Origin of the sequence: Frigidibacter sp. MR17.24 (genome assembly GCF_037095655.1) — a bacterium.
GTDB lineage: Bacteria > Pseudomonadota > Alphaproteobacteria > Rhodobacterales > Rhodobacteraceae > Frigidibacter.
Map to the genome: position 1 here is coordinate 135,696 of NZ_JBAWKE010000003.1, position 15,448 is coordinate 151,143.

Consider the following 15,448-nt stretch of genomic DNA (forward strand, 5'->3'; position numbering starts at 1 on the left):
GCGCCCTGTCGACGGGCGCCGCCTCCCCTCGCCTCTTGCCGCGCAAGGCGCTAGTGTCCCGCCGCAACATCGACGGAGAGACGGGATGACGACGCGGGTGCTGGTGATCGGAATGGGCGGCACGATCGCGATGACGCCGGGCGCGGCGCCGGGCGTGGTGCCGAAGCTGTCGGCCGAGGCGCTGGTCGCCGCTGTGCCGGGCCTTGCCGCGGTCGCCGAGGTCGAGGCGATGAGCTTCCGGCTTCTGCCCAGCGCGCACCTGACGCTCGACGACATCGAGGCGCTGGCCGCGCTGATCACCGAGCGCGCGCCGGGCCTTGATGGCGTCGTGGTCACCCAGGGCACCGACACGATCGAGGAAACGGCCTTCGTCCTCGACCGATTGCTCGACCTGTCCCTCCCCGTCGTCGTCACCGGCGCGATGCGCAACCCCTCGCTGCCCGGGGCCGAGGGCCCCGCGAACCTGCTTGCCGCGGTCACCGCCGCCGCCGCGCCCGAGGCGCGGGGCGCCGGCGTTCTCGTCGTGATGAACGACGAGATCCACGCCGCGGCCTTCGTGCAGAAGCGCCACACCACGTCGACCGCGGCCTTCGTCTCGCCGGGCCTCGGCCCGCTGGGCTGGCTGAGCGAGGGCCGCGTCGTGCTGCCCCTGCGCGCCGCCGCCCGACCCGCACCGCTGCCCCCGGCCCGCGAGGGCGACCGCGCCCCGAAGGTCGCGCTTGTCACCGTCGGCATGAACGACGGCGGCGAGCTGATCGCGGCGGCGCTTGCCGCGGGCTTCGACGGCCTCGTGGTCGCCGGTGTCGGCGGCGGCCATTGCGCCCCCGGCGCGATCGAGCAGCTGGCGCTTGCCGCCGAGCGGATGCCGGTGATCCTGGCCAGCCGGACCGGGGGCGGCCGGGTTCTCAGCGCGACCTACGGCTATCCGGGGTCCGAGATCGACCTGATCGGGCGCGGGCTGATCCCGGCGGGGCTGCTCGACCCGGTCAAGGCGCGGCTCCTGCTGCTGATGCTGCTGCGCCGCGGGGCCGACCACGCCGCGATCGCCGCCGCGTTCTAGGCCCGGCACATCGGGTCGGCGGCTGGACAAGCCGGCCGCCGACGTGTATCCGACAAAAACGCTAGCCAATTCGTGCCGCGCCATCGCGCGGTCTGCGTCTTCAGCCCTGCGACATCGCTCTCCAGGGCCGAAAGACCGCAACACATGACACATCACGCCACGGGCGGCCGTCCGGCGCGCCCCCTCCCCCATCTCTCCGCGCTGCTGGTATCCGCAGCGATCCTGCCCGCCCCCGCCGTCGCACAGCAGCTCGTGCAGCTGGACCCGATCACCGTCGAGGCAGCCGCTGGGGCCGGCGACGGAAGCGGGGGGGACACCGGCATCGTGGCGCAGGGCGCCGGGACCGCGACGAAGACCGACCGGCCGATCCTCGACACGCCGGCCGCGATCTCGGTCGTCACGCGCGAGGAGCTGCAGGTGCGCAAGCCCGCCTCGCTGGAACAGGCGCTGGCCTATACCTCGGGCGTCACCACCGACGAATACGGCTCGGACAACCGCTACGATTTCTTCCGCATCCGCGGCTTCCTCGCGCAGGGTCTCGGCACCTATCGCGACGGGCTGCCGCAGCGCACGCTCAGCTTCACCAACGCGCGGCTCGAACCCTACGGGCTCGAACGGCTCGAGGTGCTGAAGGGATCGACCTCGTCGCTCTTCGGGCTGAACGGGCCCGGCGGCCTCGTGAACGCGATCTCGAAGCGGCCGCGCGCGCAGCCCTTCGGCGAGGTCTACACCACGCTTGGACAGGGCCATGCCGAGGTCGGCACCGACTTCGGCGCGCCGCTCGATTCCGAGGGGCGGCTGGCCTATCGCGTCACCGCCAAGTGGCAGGACGGACAGGACGGCCGCTCGCACCACATGAACGACGACCGGCTGTACTTCGCCCCCTCGCTGACCTGGGCCCCGACCGAGGACACCTCGATCACCCTGCTGGCCAGCTATTACCGGCGCGAGGGCAACAGCGGCAACGCGATCCCGCTCGGGGGCGGGGTCGACATCGACACCTATCTGGGCGAACCCGATTTCAACGCCATGGACACCGAGGAGACGAGCCTTGGCTATGCGATCGAGCATCGCTTCGCCCCCGGCGTGACCCTGCACCAGGACCTGCGCTATTCGCGGATGCGCCTGGATTACGAACAGGTCGGCGACCCGGCGCTGGATCCCGCCACCGACCGCAGCGCCTTCCAGCTGCGCGGCGAGACCGAGCGCTTTGCCGTCGATACCCGGCTGCAGTTCGACACGGCCCTCGCCCCGCGGCTCGACAGCCGCACGCTCGTCGGGCTCGACCATACCGACGACCACGTGACCGAGTGGGACCAGCGCGGCGGCAGCGCCCCGGGGCTCGATCCCTTCGCCCCGGTCTATTGCGGCCGGGCCTGCATCTTCCTTCCGGCAGGCTTCGGGCGCGAGATCGACCAGACGGTGACCGGCGTCTATGCCCAGCAGGAATTCACCTTCGACGAGCGCTGGATCCTCGGCCTCGGGCTGCGGCAGGACGCGGTGCGCACCACGACCGACGGCCAGCGCCAGGACGACGACGCGACCACCGGCCGCGCCGGGCTGACCTGGAAGGTCACCCCCGGGCTGTCGCTTTACGCGAACTACTCGGAGTCGTTCCAGCCGATCGCCGGCGGCCGCCCGCAGGAGGGCGACCAGAAGGAGATCGGCGCCAAATGGCACCCCGCCGGGACCGATGCGCTGTTCACACTGGCCCTGTTCGACCTGCGCCAATCCAACGTCGTCTCCTATGTCGGCTCGGAAATGGTCCAGACCGGCGAGATCACCGTGCAGGGCCTTGAGGCCGAGGCGAAATACGCCCTGACCGAGCGGCTGAACCTGTCGGCGGGCTATGCCTTCTGGGATGCCGAGATCACCCGCTCGACCGCCGGGACCGAGGGCAACCGCCCGCAGCTGGTGCCCGAGCACACCGCCTCGCTCTGGGCCGACTACACGTTCGAGGCGCCGGGGGCTCTGGGGCAAAGCACGCTGGGCGCGGGCCTGCGCTATGTCGGGTCGAGCTACAACAACGATGCCAACGACGTGAAGCTTGACGACCGGATCACCGTCGACCTCGCGGCCAGCACCCGGATCGCGCGCAACACCGACCTGTCGGTGAACGTCACCAACCTTTTCGACGAGGACTACGTCGCCGCGCTGAACTTTGCCGGCACCACGGCCTTCTACGGCGAGGGCCGCGTGATCAGCGCCACCCTGCGCCGCAGCTGGTGAGCGGCGCAAACAGGAGCCAGCCCCATGCCCAGCCTGCACCGGCGAACCCTGCACCGGCGAACCCTGCACCGCCGAACCCTGCTCGCCGGTATCGGCGCCGCCCTCGCCGCCCCGGCGCTGCCGGCGCGCGCGGCCGAGATCCGCATCGCGCATGCGATGGGCGAGACGGTGCTGCCTGCGCCTGCCGCGCGCGTCGTCTCGCTGGGCTTCACCACCCATGACACGGTCCTCGCGCTGGGGGTGCAGCCGCTCGCGGTGCGCTACTGGTACGGCGAGGCGCCGGGCGCGATCTGGCCCTGGGCACAGCCGCTGATCGAGGGCCCCGCGCCCGAGGTGCTGACCGGCGAGGTCTCGGCCGAGCGGGTGGCGGCGCTGGCGCCCGACCTGATCGTCGGCATCGGTTCGGGGATCTCGCGCGCGGAATACGACCTGCTGTCGCAGATCGCGCCGGTGCTGATGCAGCCCGAGGGCCAGCCGGCCTATGGCCTGCCCTGGGCCGGGGCCACGCGGCTGATCGGCCACGCGCTGGGCCGCGAGGACCGGGCCGAGGCGCTGATCGGCGAGACCCATGCCGCGATCGCCGAGATGCGGGCGCGCCATCCCGGGTGGATCGGCCGCAGCGCGGCCGCGGCCTATCACTTCGGCGGCGACACCGGGGCCTTCACCGCGCGCGACAACCGCACCCGGCTGCTGACGGATCTGGGCTTCGTCCTGCCGCCGCAGATCGAGGCGCTGGCCGCGCCCGAGGGCTTCTATGCCCCGCTCTCGCCCGAGGATCTCTCGCCGCTCGACGCCGACCTGCTCTTGTGGATCGCCGGGCAGGAGAACCTTGCCGACATCGCCGCGCTGCCGATGCGCCGGGTGCTCGCCGCGCATCGCGAGGGGCGCGAGGCGCTGGCGGCGGGCGATCTGGCCGCGGCTTTGTCCTTTGCCAGCGTCCTGTCGATCCCCTACGCGCTCGAGCGGCTCGAACCCGAACTGGCGGCGGCGCTCGACGGGGATCCGGCGACGCTGCCGCCGGCGGCAGAGGCGGCGGGCCTGACGGCGTGAGGACCGCCGCGATCCTGCTGGTGCTCGTGGCCACGGCCGTGGCAAGCCTGTCGCTTGGCCTGCGCAACGCAGGGCCGGCGGCGCTGTGGCACGCGCTGGCCGCACCCGAACCCGCGACCGCGCTCGACATCACCCTGCGCGAGATCCGGCTGCCGCGGCTGCTGGCGGGGCTGCTCGCGGGGGCGGCGCTGGGGATGGCGGGGACGGTGATGCAGGCGCTGACGCGCAACCCGCTTGCCGATCCGGGGCTTCTGGGCATCGGCGCGGGGGCGGCGCTGGCGATCGTGCTGGGGGCGCTGGCGACGGGGCGGGCCGATGGTGGCGCGATGGCGATGATGGCCTTTCCGGGCGCCGCGGCCGGGGCGGCGGCGGTCTTCGCGCTGGGCGGCGGGTTCCGGGGCGAGATGGGGCCGGTGCGGCTGACGCTGGCGGGCGCGGCGCTCAATGCCTTCCTGCTGTCGCTGGTCACCGCGATCGCGCTCCTGCGCGGCGACGCGCTCGACATCTGGCGCAACTGGGTTTCGGGCTCGCTCGCCGCCGCGGCGACCCGGCCGCTGGCGGCGATGGCCCCGATCGCGGCGGCGGGCGCGGTGCTGGCACTGGTGATCGCGCCGATGCTCGAGACGCTGGCGCTGGGGCAGGCGCTGTCGCGCGGGCTTGGCGCGCGGCTCTTGCAGACGCAGGGGCTGGCGCTTCTGGCCGTCACGCTGATGACCGGCGCGGCGGTCGCGGTGGCGGGGCCGCTCGCCTTCCTCGGGCTGGTGACGCCGCTTCTCGCGCGGCGGGTCATGGGCCAGTCGCTGCGCGGGCAGCTGGTCGGGGCGGCGCTGCTGGGCGCGACGATCCTCGTGGCCGCCGACCTTGCCGGCCGGCTGGTGGTGCCCCCGGCCGAGATCCGCGCCGGCGTGATGGTGGCGCTGATCGGCGCGCCGGTGTTCCTGTGGATCGCCCGCCGCCTCGCGCCCGGGGCGGGGACATGAGGCCCGCCCTGCCAATGGTGCTGCCGCTGGCGCTTCTGGCCGCGGTGCTGGCGGCGCTTGCGCTGGGCGAGGTCGCGCTGCCGCCGGTGACGCTGTGGCACGGGCTGGTCGCGGGCGAGGGGCCGGGCGCCTTCACGCTGCGGGTGATCCGCGGCCCGCGGGTGGCGACGGCACTTGGCGCGGGGGCGGCGCTCGGCCTGTCGGGCGGGCTGTTCCAGGCGCTGTTTCGCAACCCGCTCGCCGCGCCGGACCTGATGGGGTTCAACGCGGGCGCGGGACTTGCCGTGCTGCTGGCCACGGCCGCGGGCCTTGCGCTGCCGATGCCGCTGGTCGCGGCGGCGGGGGGGCTGGCGGCGGCGGCGGCGGTCGCGCTGCTCGCGTGGCGACCGGGGCATGCGACCCCGGTTCTTGCGCTGGTCCTGACCGGGCTTGGCCTTGGCTTCGCGCTGTCGGCCGCGGCCTCGGTGGTGATGCTGGCCCTGCCGCTGGAACAGGCGGCCGAGGCGCAGCGCTGGCTGACCGGCTCGCTGGCCGCGCGCGGCTGGCACCACGCGGGCCAAGTCGCGCTGCTGGCGTCGGGGCTGGCGGCGCTGACGGCGCTGCAGATGCGGGCGCTGGGGCTGCTGGAGCTGGGCGTGCCGATCGCCACCGGCCTTGGCCTTGCGGCGGGCCGCGCGCGGCTCGCGATCGCGGGGACGGCTACGGTGCTTGCCGCCGCGGCGGTGGCCGTCGCGGGACCGGTGCCCTTCGTCGCGCTGATGGCGGCGCCGCTTGGCCAAAGGCTAAGCGGGGCGCGCCGCCCGGGGGCGCGGCTGGTCGCGGCGGCGGTGACGGGGGCGCTGATCATGGTGCTGGCCGATCTCGCCGCGCGGGCGGCGATACCGGGGGTGCAATTCCCGATCGGGGTGATGACCGGCCTTCTGGGCGCGCCCTACCTGATGTGGCGCCTTGCGCGCGAGATGACGGAGCAGCGACTGTGAGCGACCCCGCCCCGACCCTGGCCACGCAGGACCTTCGCCTTGGCTACCGCGAGCGTGCGGTCATCGACGGGCTGAACCTGTCGTTCCCGCCCGGCGCCGTGACCGCGATCCTGGGGCCCAACGGCTGCGGCAAGTCCACGCTCCTGCACGCGCTCGCGCGGCTCGCGCCGCCGCGCGCGGGCCGGGTGACGCTCGGGGGCGAGGATGTCGCGCGCATGGCGCCCCGCGCGCTTGCGCGGCGGCTCGCGATCCTGCCGCAGTCGCCGGTCGCGCCCGAGGGCATCACCGTGGCCGAGCTGGTGCGGCGGGGCCGCGCGCCCTGGCGCGGTCTGCTGGCGCCGTTCTCCGCCGCGGATGCGCAGGCCTGCGCCGAGGCGCTGGCGGCGGTGGCGATGACCGGGCTTGCCGAGCGGCCCATGGCCGAGCTGTCGGGCGGCCAGCGCCAGCGGGCCTGGGTGGCGCTGGTGCTGGCGCAGGCGACGCCGCTTCTGCTTCTGGACGAACCGACGACCTTCCTCGACCTGCCGCACCAGATCGAGCTGCTGGCGCTGCTGCGGCGGCGCAACCGCGCGGCCGGGACCACGGTGATCGCAGTGCTGCACGACCTGAACCTTGCCGCGCGGTTCTGCGATCACCTCGTGCTGCTCGGACCCGACGGCCTGGTGGCCGAGGGGCCGCCGGACAGGGTGATGACCGAGGCCGCGCTGATGCGCGCCTTCGGGCTGGCGGCGCGGGTGCTGCCGGACCCGGTCACGGGCGGGCCGATGGTGGTGCCGCTCTAGGCCGCGGCCACTCGCCGTCAGTCGCGGAAGTCCGCGGCCCTGATGCCGTGGCGGGTGAGCTTGTCGTAGAAGGTCTTGCGCGGCAGTTTCAGCCGCTCCATCGCGCGGCTGGCGTTGCCCGAAGACAGCCGCAGCGCCTCGCGGATCAGCTCGGCCTCGTAATCGGCGACAAGGTCGCCGAGGCCGGGCGGCGTGCCGTCGCCATCCCCGCCGGGCAGGGGCGCAAGGCCAAGCGCCGTCGCCTCGACGAACTGGCGCAGCTCGCGCAGGTTGCCGGGCCAGCCGTGGCCCGCCAGCCGCGCCCGCACCGCCACCGTCATCTGCGGCAGCGGCAGCCCGCCGCGGGTGCAGGTGTCCACCAGCAGCCGGCGGAACAGCGCCGGCAGGTCCTCGCGCCGCGCGGCCAGCGGCGGCACCGACAGCGCCACGCCCGACAGCCGGTAGTGCAGGTCGGGCAAAAGCCGCCCCTCTTCGGCCATCCGCCCCAGATCCTCGCGCGACGAGGCCAGCAGCCGCAGGTCGAGCGGGCGCGCCGCGGCCGCGCCGGGCGGCCAGATCTCGGAGGCCTCGATCAGCGCGAGAAGCCGCGGCTGAAGCACCGGCGCCAGCCTGTCGATGCCCGACAGGTAGAGCGTGCCGCGATGCGCCCGCTCGAGCCGCCCCTGCACCCGGCCCTGCCCGGCGGCGCCGGGGCTGCCCAGCATCTCGGCCTCGAACCGGGCGGGGTCGAGCGTCGGGCAGTCGATGGTGACGAAGGGCCGCGCCCGCAGCGGGCCGTCGCGGTGCAGTGCCTCGGCCACCGCGCTCTTGCCGCTGCCGGCGGGCCCGAGGATCAGCACCTCGGCCCCGCTTTCGGCAAGCCGGCCGATCGCCGCGCGCAGGTGGCGCATCGGTGCGCTGTCGCCGTCCAGCACCGGGTCCGCCGGCGGCGGCGCCTCGCGCGCAAGCTGGCGCAGCGCCCGGTTCTCGATCACCAGCGCCCGGGCCGCGGTGGCCCGCCGCAGCGCCGCCGTCAGCTCGTCCCGCGCGACGGGCTTGGTCAGGAAGTCCCAGGCCCCCGCCTTCAGCGCCGCCACCGCCATCGGCACGTCGCCGTGGCCCGTGAGCAGGATCACCGGCAGGTCCGGGTCGCGCCCGGCCAGCAGCCGCTGCAGCTCGAATCCGTCCAGCCCGGGCATCCGCACATCCGACAGCACCACGCCCGGGTAGTCCGGCCCCAGCCCCTCGAGCGCGGCGCGCGGGTCGGCGAAGGGTTCGACCCGGAACCCCGCGCGGCGCAGCGACTGGATCTGCGCCGCCAGCAGGTCGGGATCGTCGTCGATCAGCCGCACCAGCGGCGCGTCGGTCTCGGGCCGGGTCTCGGGCGGGGTCTCGGGCGGGGTCATGCGCGCCTCAGGCTCAGTCGGAAGGTGGCGCCCTGCCCCGGTCGCGGCGGGTCGGCCGCAAGATCGCCGCCGAAGTCGCGCGCGATCTCGCGCGCGATGACAAGGCCAAGGCCGAGGCCGCCGGGCTTGGTGGTGGCGAAGGGCGTGAACAGCCGCTCGGCCACGTCCGGATCGAGACCGGGGCCGTTGTCCTCGACGGTGAGGGTGACGCTGTCGGGGCCGGCGGCGATGCCCAGCGCGATGCGCGGCGCCGCCACGCCGTCCTGCGCCTCGCCCGCGTTCTGCAAAAGGTTCACCAGCACCTGCTCCAGCCGCACGGTTTCGGCCATGACCCGCAGCCCGGGATCGATCGGCGCCATCACCAGCGGGATCGCGGCCGAGCGGCGCCGGCTCTCGGTCAGCAGCAGCGACGCCTGCACCGCCTCGGCCAAGGGCACGGCCGCGACCTCGCCGCTGGCCTTGCGCGCGAAGTTGCGAAGCTCGGTCGTGATCTGCGAGATCCGCGTCGTCATCCGCACGATGGTCGACAGGTTCTCGCGCACCTCGGGCGCGCCGTCATCGCCCATCACGTCCAGCCCGGTCTCGGCCAGCAGCCGAATCGTGGCGAGCGGCTGGTTCACCTCGTGCGCGACCCCTGCCGCGGTCTGGCCGAGCGCGGCGAGCTTGTTGGCCTGCACGAGGTCGGCCTGCAGCTCGGCCAGACGGCGCTCGGCCGCGCGCCGCTCGCGCATCTCCTCGGACAGCGCATGCGTGCGCTCGCCCACCGCCCGCTCGAGGTCGTCGAGATAGCGCCGCTCGGCCGCGGCGCGCCGTGCCGCGCGGGCCTTGGCCCGCCGCGCCCGGCCAAGCCCCGCGCCGGCGACGGCCAGCACCAGCCCCATGCCGCCCGTGGCCAGCATCGCCGATTGCGCGGCCGGCACGGTCGAGACCTGCTGGCGCAGCCTCCAGTCGGCGCCCGTCACCGGCACCGCCACCGCCAGCGCGTCGGCCGGCACCGCCGGCAGCGGCGCGAAGCGCTCGCCCGCGCGGCTCGACAGGATCACCGTGTCCTGCGCATCGGTCACGCGGGTCACGTCGCGACTGGCCGCCCAGGCGGTCTCGACCGCGTCGAACTCGACCTTCACGACCACGACGCCGGCGACCCCGCCGGGCCCGCGCACGTCGTGCGACAGGTAAAGACCGGGGCGGCGGCTGACGGTGCCCAGCGCATATTCCAGCGCCGTGCCCTCGGTCAGGGCCTGCCGGAAATAGTCCCGGAAGCTGTAGTCCTGGCCCACGAAGCTGCCCGGCTCGTCGAAGTTCGAGGCCGAGACCGCGCGGCCCTCGCGGTCGAGCAGGTAGATGACCGTGCTGTCGGTCTCTTCCTGCAGCCGTTCGAGCTTGCGCGAGACCTGCGGCCCATAGAGCCCCTCGGCGAGCGCGGCCGCCACCTCGCGGTCGTCGGCGAGGATCGCGGCCACGGCGCGCTGCTTGGCGAGGATGCTGTCGAGGGTCAGCGCCCGGATCCGCGCGGCCGCCAGCGTCTGGGTCTCGAGCCGGCGCAGCGCCTGTTCGCGGGTGGCCGCGAAGATGCCCGCCAGCGCGACCAGAAGCACCGCCCCGGCCAGAAGCCGCAGCCCGAGGCGGGGGCGCGGCGCGGGGCTGGTCAGCGGGGATTCGTCCGGCGGTGTCATGCGCTCTGGTACCACTGTGCGGATTTTCGCACCACGCATTTTCGCGTGTTTCCATTTCCACACGCTTTTGCCTGTGCGGCCCCCATCAAGAGCCATGAAAACAGTGCATTGCCGGTTTGCGCCCGCTTTTTCACCGCTCTGACACCGCGCTGTATGCTGGGCGACACAGAAGTGTCATCGCAGGTGGAGGAGACCTCATGCAGATCGACCAGACCGCCGCGCCCAAAGCGCCGCGCCCGTTCTATCGTCAACTCTACGTCCAGGTTCTGGTCGCCATCACCATCGGGGCGCTGCTCGGGCATTTCTACCCGCAGACCGGGGCGGCGATGAAGCCGTTCGGCGATGCCTTCATCAAGCTGGTGAAGATGATCATCGCGCCGGTGATCTTCCTGACGATCACCACCGGCCTGGCCGGCATGGGCACGCTCAAGGGCGTCGGCTCGGTCGTCGGCAAGGCCTTCGCCTATTTCCTGACCTTCTCGACGCTGGCGCTGATCGTCGGCCTGATCGTGGCGAACGTGATCCATCCCGGCGCGGGCATGAACATCGATCCCGCCACGCTCGACGCGACGGCGGTGAACGACTACGCCGCCAAGGCGCATGACACCACGGTCACCGGTTTCCTGACCGACATCATCCCGACGACGCTGGTCGGCGCTTTCACCCAGGGCAACATCCTGCAGGTGCTGTTCATCGCGATCCTGTTCGGCATCGCGCTGATCATGATCGGCGAGAAGGCCAAGCCCGTCGTGTCGATCCTCGAGGCGATCAGCCTCGCGATGTTCCGCGTCGTCGACATCCTGATGAAGGCCGCCCCGATCGGTGCCTTCGGCGCCTTCGCCTTCACCATCGGCAAGTACGGCATCGGCTCGGTCGTCAACCTCGCGGCGCTGGTGGGCACGTTCTACCTGACCTCGATCCTGTTCGTGGTGGTGATCCTCGGTTCGGTCGCGGCGGCCAACGGCTTCTCGATCTTCCGGCTGATCGGCTATCTCAAGGCCGAGCTGCTGCTGGTGCTGGGCACCTCGTCGTCGGAATCGGCGCTGCCCTCGCTGATGGAGAAGATGGAGAAGGCCGGCTGCTCGCGTTCGGTCGTGGGTCTGGTGGTTCCGACCGGCTACTCGTTCAACCTCGACGGCACCAACATCTACATGACGCTGGCCGCGCTGTTCATCGCCCAGGCGACGAACACCCACCTGGGGCTGGAACAGCAGCTGCTGCTGATGGCGGTCGCGATGCTGTCGTCGAAAGGCGCCGCGGGCGTCACCGGGGCCGGCTTCATCACCCTCGCCGCGACGCTCTCGGTCGTGCCGACGGTGCCGGTGGCGGGCATGGCGATCATCCTCGGCGTCGACCGCTTCATGTCGGAATGCCGCTCGCTGACCAACTTCATCGGCAACGCGGTCGCCACGATCGTCGTCAGCCGCTGGCAGGGGGCGCTGGACCGCGACGCGCTGAACGCGGCGCTGGCCGGCGGCGCCACCGCCCCGGCCGCGCCGGTGACCGATCTGCGCGGCGCCCCCGCCGGCCTGCGCCTGTCGGAATCGAACGCCGACTGACCGAACCCGGGCCCTCCCCGCAAGCCTGGTCGGGCGTCCCTTCGGGGGCGCCCGTTTCCGTTTTCCCCCGCCGTCCACCGCCCAGCCCGCGCCCGGCCCGCGCCAAGGCCCGCCGCGATCCCGGCCGTCGCGGGCCGCCGTTCAGCCAGAGGGTGATTAACCCTTGTGCAGGGCGCCCTGTGGAAAGCGCGCCCCGCACGGCAGCCCACGATCGGCACGATCGTATGCACACAAACCTTTTCCCGAGCCGGCAACGGGGCGTCTACTCGACCCGGGCGAGATCCGCCCGGGGGAGTGACCGTTGCCGAGAGCCGAGGTCTACACATCCTGCACGCTTGATTGCCCGGACGGCTGCGGCATCCTCGCGACGGTCGAGGACGGCCGCGTCACCGCGCTGGCGGGCCATCCCGACCATGCCTTCACCCGCGGCTTCCTCTGCGCCAAGACCTATCGCTACCCGGCCCGGGTCTATGCCGACGACCGCCAGCTGCACCCGCTGATCCGGCGCGAGGGGCGCACCGGACCGTGGTCGCGCGCGACCTGGGACGAGGCGCTCGACCTGATCGCGGCACGGATCCGCGCCCTGGTCGCGCGCGACGGGCCGCTGGCGATCCTGCATTACCAGCGCACCGGGTCATGGGGCGCGACCAAGCTGCTGAACCGGCGCTTCTGGAACCTGCTCGGCGGCGCGACCTCGACCCGCGGCTCGCTGTGCAGCGGCGCGGCGCGGGCAGGCCAGGCGATGGACTTCGGCACGCGGCTGGGGCACGACCCCGCGGACCTCGCCAACAGCCGGATTATCCTGCTGTGGGGGCGCAATCCGCTGGTGACCAACCTGCACCTCGTGCCACCGATCAAGGCGGCGCGTGCCGCCGGCGCGCGCGTGGTGCTGGTCGATCCCGTCCGCAGCGAGAGCGCGACGCTCTGCGATGCCCATGTCCAGCCCGCGGTCGCGCGCGACGCCGAGCTTGCGCTGGGCATGGCGCGGGTGATCCTCGAGGAGGGGCTCGAGGACCGGGCCTTCGTCACCGACCATGTCGCGGGCTTCGAGGACTATCGCGCGCTGGTCTTCAGCCGGTCCGTCGCCGGCTGGGCGGCCGCCGCGGGGGTCGCGATCGGGACGCTGCGCGCGCTCGCGCGCGACTATGCCACGCTGAAGCCGGCCTCGATCCAGCTGGGCTGGGGGCTGAACAAGTATCGCCACAGCGCCGAGATCTTCCGCTGCATCGACGCGCTGGCCGCGATCGCCGGCCATGTCGGCCGGGCCGGCGGCGGCGTCACCCACGGCTTCGACACCCGCCGCCATTTCGCCGCCGACATCGAGGGCTTCGACACCGCCGCCCACCGCCGCACGATCCCCGAGCCGATGCTGGGCCGCGCACTGCTCGAGACCCGCGATCCGCCGATCGGCATGGTGATGGTCAACGGCGGCAACCCGGTCAACCAGTCGCCCAATTCCGACCTCGTGGCGCGGGGTCTCGCAGCGGTCGGCTTCACGGTGGTGATGGACACGGTGCTGACCGACACCTGCGATCATGCCGACGTCTTCCTGCCCAGCACCACCTTCTTCGAGGAGGAGGACGTGCTGGTGTCCTGGGGCCACAACCTGATCGGCGGGGTGAACCCGGTGATCGCGCCCCCGGGCGAGGCCCGCAGCGACCTGCGGATGTACCAGGATCTCGCGCGGCGGCTGGGACTGGCGGGGATGGAGGGCAGCCCGCGCGACTGGCTCGGGCGGATCCTCGCGCCGATGGAGGCGGCGGGGCTGCCGGTCGACCGGGTGATGGCCGGTCCGCAACCCTGCCCGACCGCGCCGATGGTGCCCTTCGCCGACCGCCGGTTCCCCACCGCCTCGGGCCGGGTCGAGCTGATCGGCAGCCTGCCCGAGACGACGCGCGCGGTGCCGGGCTTCCCGCTGGTGCTGATCACCACCTTCGAGAAGAAGTGGCTGCTGTCGCAGATCGCCCCGGACGAGCATCCGGACCGCCCGGCGGTGCGCGTGCATCCGGACACGGCCGCGGCCTGCGGCGCGCCGGATGGCGGCACGGTCCGCATCGTCTCGCCGGCCGGGGCGCTGGCGGCGGTCGTGCGCCACGATCCGCGCGTGGGCCCGGGCATCGTGCTGGCGACCGTCGGCACCTGGATCAAGCGCGGCGGCGGCGTGAACCGCCTGACCGAGGACCGGATGACGAATTTCGGCGAGATGGCGGCCTATGGCGACACCCGCGTCAGGCTCGAGCCGCTCGCCGCAGCGGCGGACACTGCCGGCCGTGCGGCCGATGACGCGGCCGATGACGCCGTCGGGGCTGCCGCCCCGGGCTGAGCGCCCGCGAACCCTTCCCCGGCGCGCAGGAGCAAGCCCCGCCGCGCGCCGGATGCGAGGCCCCGCACGGGGCCCCGCGCCCCCGGGGCGGATCACGGGACGCGGCCGCGCTGGCGGCGGGACGTTCCGGCCAACAGGATGGATGGAAGATGACCTTGTTTTCCCGCCGCAGCCTCGTGTCGATCGCCGGCGCGGCCTTGCTTGTCCCGCTCGCGGGCGCGCTGCCGGCCCATGCGCAAAGCTATCCCGACCACCCGGTGACCATCGTCGTCGCCTGGCCCGCGGGCGGCTCGCACGACCTGGCCGCGCGGCTGGTGGCCGAGCATCTGACCAAGCACATGGACGCGACCTTCGTGATCAAGAACGTCCCCGGCGCCGCCGGGTCGACCGGCGTGCGCGAGGTCGAGACCGCCGCGCCCGACGGCTACACGATCGGCGTCATGGGCCTGCACGCGATCGCGCAGTCCTACATGAACCCCAATGCCACCGCGCTCGACAAGATCGCGCCGCTCGCGGTCTTCGACAAGAGCCCCGCCGCGCTGACCGTCGGCGCCGACACCGGCATCGACACGCTCGCCGATTTCGTCGCGAAGGCGAAGGAGGAGCCGGGCGCGATCGTCAACAGCACCGACGGCCCCGGCGGCTTCGCCTTCCTGACGCAGATGGTGATGCAGAACGCGCTGGGGATCGAGCTGACGAACATCCCCTACCAGGGCTTCGCCCCCGCCGTCGCAGCGATGGCCTCGGGCGAGACGATGGCGACCACGGTCAACGTCGCCTCGGCCGCGCCGCTGATGGACGCGGGCAGCGCGAAGATCCTCGGCGTCGCCGGCACCGAGCGGCACTTCCGCGTTCCCGAGGTGCCCACCTTCGAGGAAGCCGGCTTCCCCTTCGTCTTCGCGGACTTCATCGGCTTCTTCCTGCCCGTCGGCGTCGACCCGGCGATCTCGACCAAGCTCGAGACCGCGATGATGGCCACCGCCGCCGACCCCGCCTTCGTCGAGGCGGCGCGCAACGCGGGCCTCGTGCTTGCGCCCGGCGGCGCGGCCGAGTTCGCCGCGTTCATCAAGGCCCAGGACGAGGCGGTCTACCCGGTGCTCGAGGCCGCGGGCCTTGTCGAAGCGAACGCGCGGCCGTGACGATGACGCATCCCGCCGGCCCTGCGCCCGAAGACGAGACCCCGGGCCTGGGCGCGGGGCTGATCCTGCTGGGCTGGGCGCTGGTGGGGTGGACCTCGCTTCTGTCGAACGCGCCGCTGCTGGCGACGCTGAACGGCCGCTCGCCCGATCCGGGGCCGGCGGCGATGCCGATCGCGATCCTCGGTCTGCTGACGCTGGGGTCGCTGTGGCTGTGCCTGTCGGGCTGGCGCGTGCGGCGGCTCGGGCTGACGCGCGCGCCGCGCCGGGCGGGGGGGGGGGGGGGGGGGG

12 protein-coding genes are annotated in these 15,448 nt (G+C 73.3%); 10 read left to right on the top strand and 2 right to left on the bottom strand.

The features are described 5' to 3' along the window. Positions 1-85: 85 nt before the first annotated feature. The 6 genes from V8J39_RS12925 to V8J39_RS12950 all read left to right on the top strand — a co-directional run bounded on the left by V8J39_RS12925 (position 86) and on the right by V8J39_RS12950 (position 7,081). Positions 86-1,060, top strand: coding sequence for an asparaginase (locus V8J39_RS12925; RefSeq protein ID WP_336461334.1), 975 nt, complete (start codon positions 86-88; stop codon positions 1,058-1,060). A 144-nt stretch (positions 1,061-1,204) separates the two neighbouring features. Beyond that, positions 1,205-3,289, top strand: a complete 2,085-nt coding sequence (locus V8J39_RS12930; protein ID WP_336461335.1) for a TonB-dependent siderophore receptor — start codon at positions 1,205-1,207, stop codon at positions 3,287-3,289. A 24-nt stretch (positions 3,290-3,313) separates the two neighbouring features. After that, positions 3,314-4,339: an iron-siderophore ABC transporter substrate-binding protein gene (locus V8J39_RS12935; protein WP_336461336.1), complete on the top strand. Its 1,026-nt coding sequence runs from the start codon at positions 3,314-3,316 to the stop codon at positions 4,337-4,339. Further along, positions 4,336-5,319 (top strand): FecCD family ABC transporter permease, encoded by a 984-nt coding sequence (locus V8J39_RS12940; RefSeq protein ID WP_336461337.1) that lies wholly within the window; start codon positions 4,336-4,338, stop codon positions 5,317-5,319. Before V8J39_RS12935 ends, V8J39_RS12940 begins: the two co-directional genes overlap by 4 nt. Beyond that, positions 5,316-6,299 (top strand): iron chelate uptake ABC transporter family permease subunit, encoded by a 984-nt coding sequence (locus V8J39_RS12945; protein ID WP_336461338.1) that lies wholly within the window; start codon positions 5,316-5,318, stop codon positions 6,297-6,299. Before V8J39_RS12940 ends, V8J39_RS12945 begins: the two co-directional genes overlap by 4 nt. Further along, entirely contained in the window at positions 6,296-7,081 is a 786-nt protein-coding gene (locus V8J39_RS12950; protein ID WP_336461339.1) for an ABC transporter ATP-binding protein, read from the top strand. Before V8J39_RS12945 ends, V8J39_RS12950 begins: the two co-directional genes overlap by 4 nt. 17 nt (positions 7,082-7,098) lie before the next feature. On the opposite strand, the gene V8J39_RS12955 is transcribed toward V8J39_RS12950, so the two are convergent. After that, positions 7,099-8,466 (bottom strand): sigma-54-dependent transcriptional regulator, encoded by a 1,368-nt coding sequence (locus V8J39_RS12955; RefSeq protein WP_336461340.1) that lies wholly within the window; start codon positions 8,464-8,466, stop codon positions 7,099-7,101. Further along, positions 8,463-10,139: a sensor histidine kinase gene (locus tag V8J39_RS12960; protein ID WP_336461341.1), complete on the bottom strand. Its 1,677-nt coding sequence runs from the start codon at positions 10,137-10,139 to the stop codon at positions 8,463-8,465. The genes V8J39_RS12955 and V8J39_RS12960 overlap by 4 nt, the downstream gene beginning before the upstream one ends. 197 nt (positions 10,140-10,336) lie before the next feature. On the opposite strand from V8J39_RS12960, the gene V8J39_RS12965 reads away from it, so the two are divergent. From V8J39_RS12965 to V8J39_RS12980, 4 genes are all read left to right on the top strand, one after another. After that, a complete protein-coding gene (locus V8J39_RS12965) occupies positions 10,337-11,698 on the top strand; it encodes a dicarboxylate/amino acid:cation symporter (RefSeq protein WP_336461342.1) in 1,362 nt (453 codons plus the stop codon). A 301-nt stretch (positions 11,699-11,999) separates the two neighbouring features. After that, a complete protein-coding gene (locus V8J39_RS12970; RefSeq protein WP_336461343.1) occupies positions 12,000-14,021 on the top strand; it encodes a molybdopterin-dependent oxidoreductase in 2,022 nt (673 codons plus the stop codon). A gap of 149 nt (positions 14,022-14,170) precedes the next feature. Further along, positions 14,171-15,160, top strand: a complete 990-nt coding sequence (locus tag V8J39_RS12975) for a Bug family tripartite tricarboxylate transporter substrate binding protein (protein ID WP_336461344.1) — start codon at positions 14,171-14,173, stop codon at positions 15,158-15,160. Positions 15,161-15,162: 2 nt separating this feature from the next. Beyond that, positions 15,163-15,448: hypothetical protein (locus V8J39_RS12980; protein WP_336461345.1), on the top strand; the 286-nt coding region annotated here is incomplete at its 3' end.

Bases quoted from the DNA above. Each gene is read 5' to 3' on its own strand.
- V8J39_RS12925 (WP_336461334.1), top strand. From the start codon at position 86: ATGACGACGCGGGTGCTGGTGATCGGAATGGGCGGCACGATCGCGATG.
- V8J39_RS12930 (WP_336461335.1), top strand. From the start codon at position 1,205: ATGACACATCACGCCACGGGCGGCCGTCCGGCGCGCCCCCTCCCCCAT.
- V8J39_RS12945 (WP_336461338.1), top strand. From the start codon at position 5,316: ATGAGGCCCGCCCTGCCAATGGTGCTGCCGCTGGCGCTTCTGGCCGCG.
- V8J39_RS12935 (WP_336461336.1), top strand. From the start codon at position 3,314: ATGCCCAGCCTGCACCGGCGAACCCTGCACCGGCGAACCCTGCACCGC.
- V8J39_RS12960 (WP_336461341.1), bottom strand. From the start codon at position 10,139: ATGACACCGCCGGACGAATCCCCGCTGACCAGCCCCGCGCCGCGCCCC.
- V8J39_RS12975 (WP_336461344.1), top strand. From the start codon at position 14,171: ATGACCTTGTTTTCCCGCCGCAGCCTCGTGTCGATCGCCGGCGCGGCC.
- V8J39_RS12955 (WP_336461340.1), bottom strand. From the start codon at position 8,466: ATGACCCCGCCCGAGACCCCGCCCGAGACCCGGCCCGAGACCGACGCG.
- V8J39_RS12965 (WP_336461342.1), top strand. From the start codon at position 10,337: ATGCAGATCGACCAGACCGCCGCGCCCAAAGCGCCGCGCCCGTTCTAT.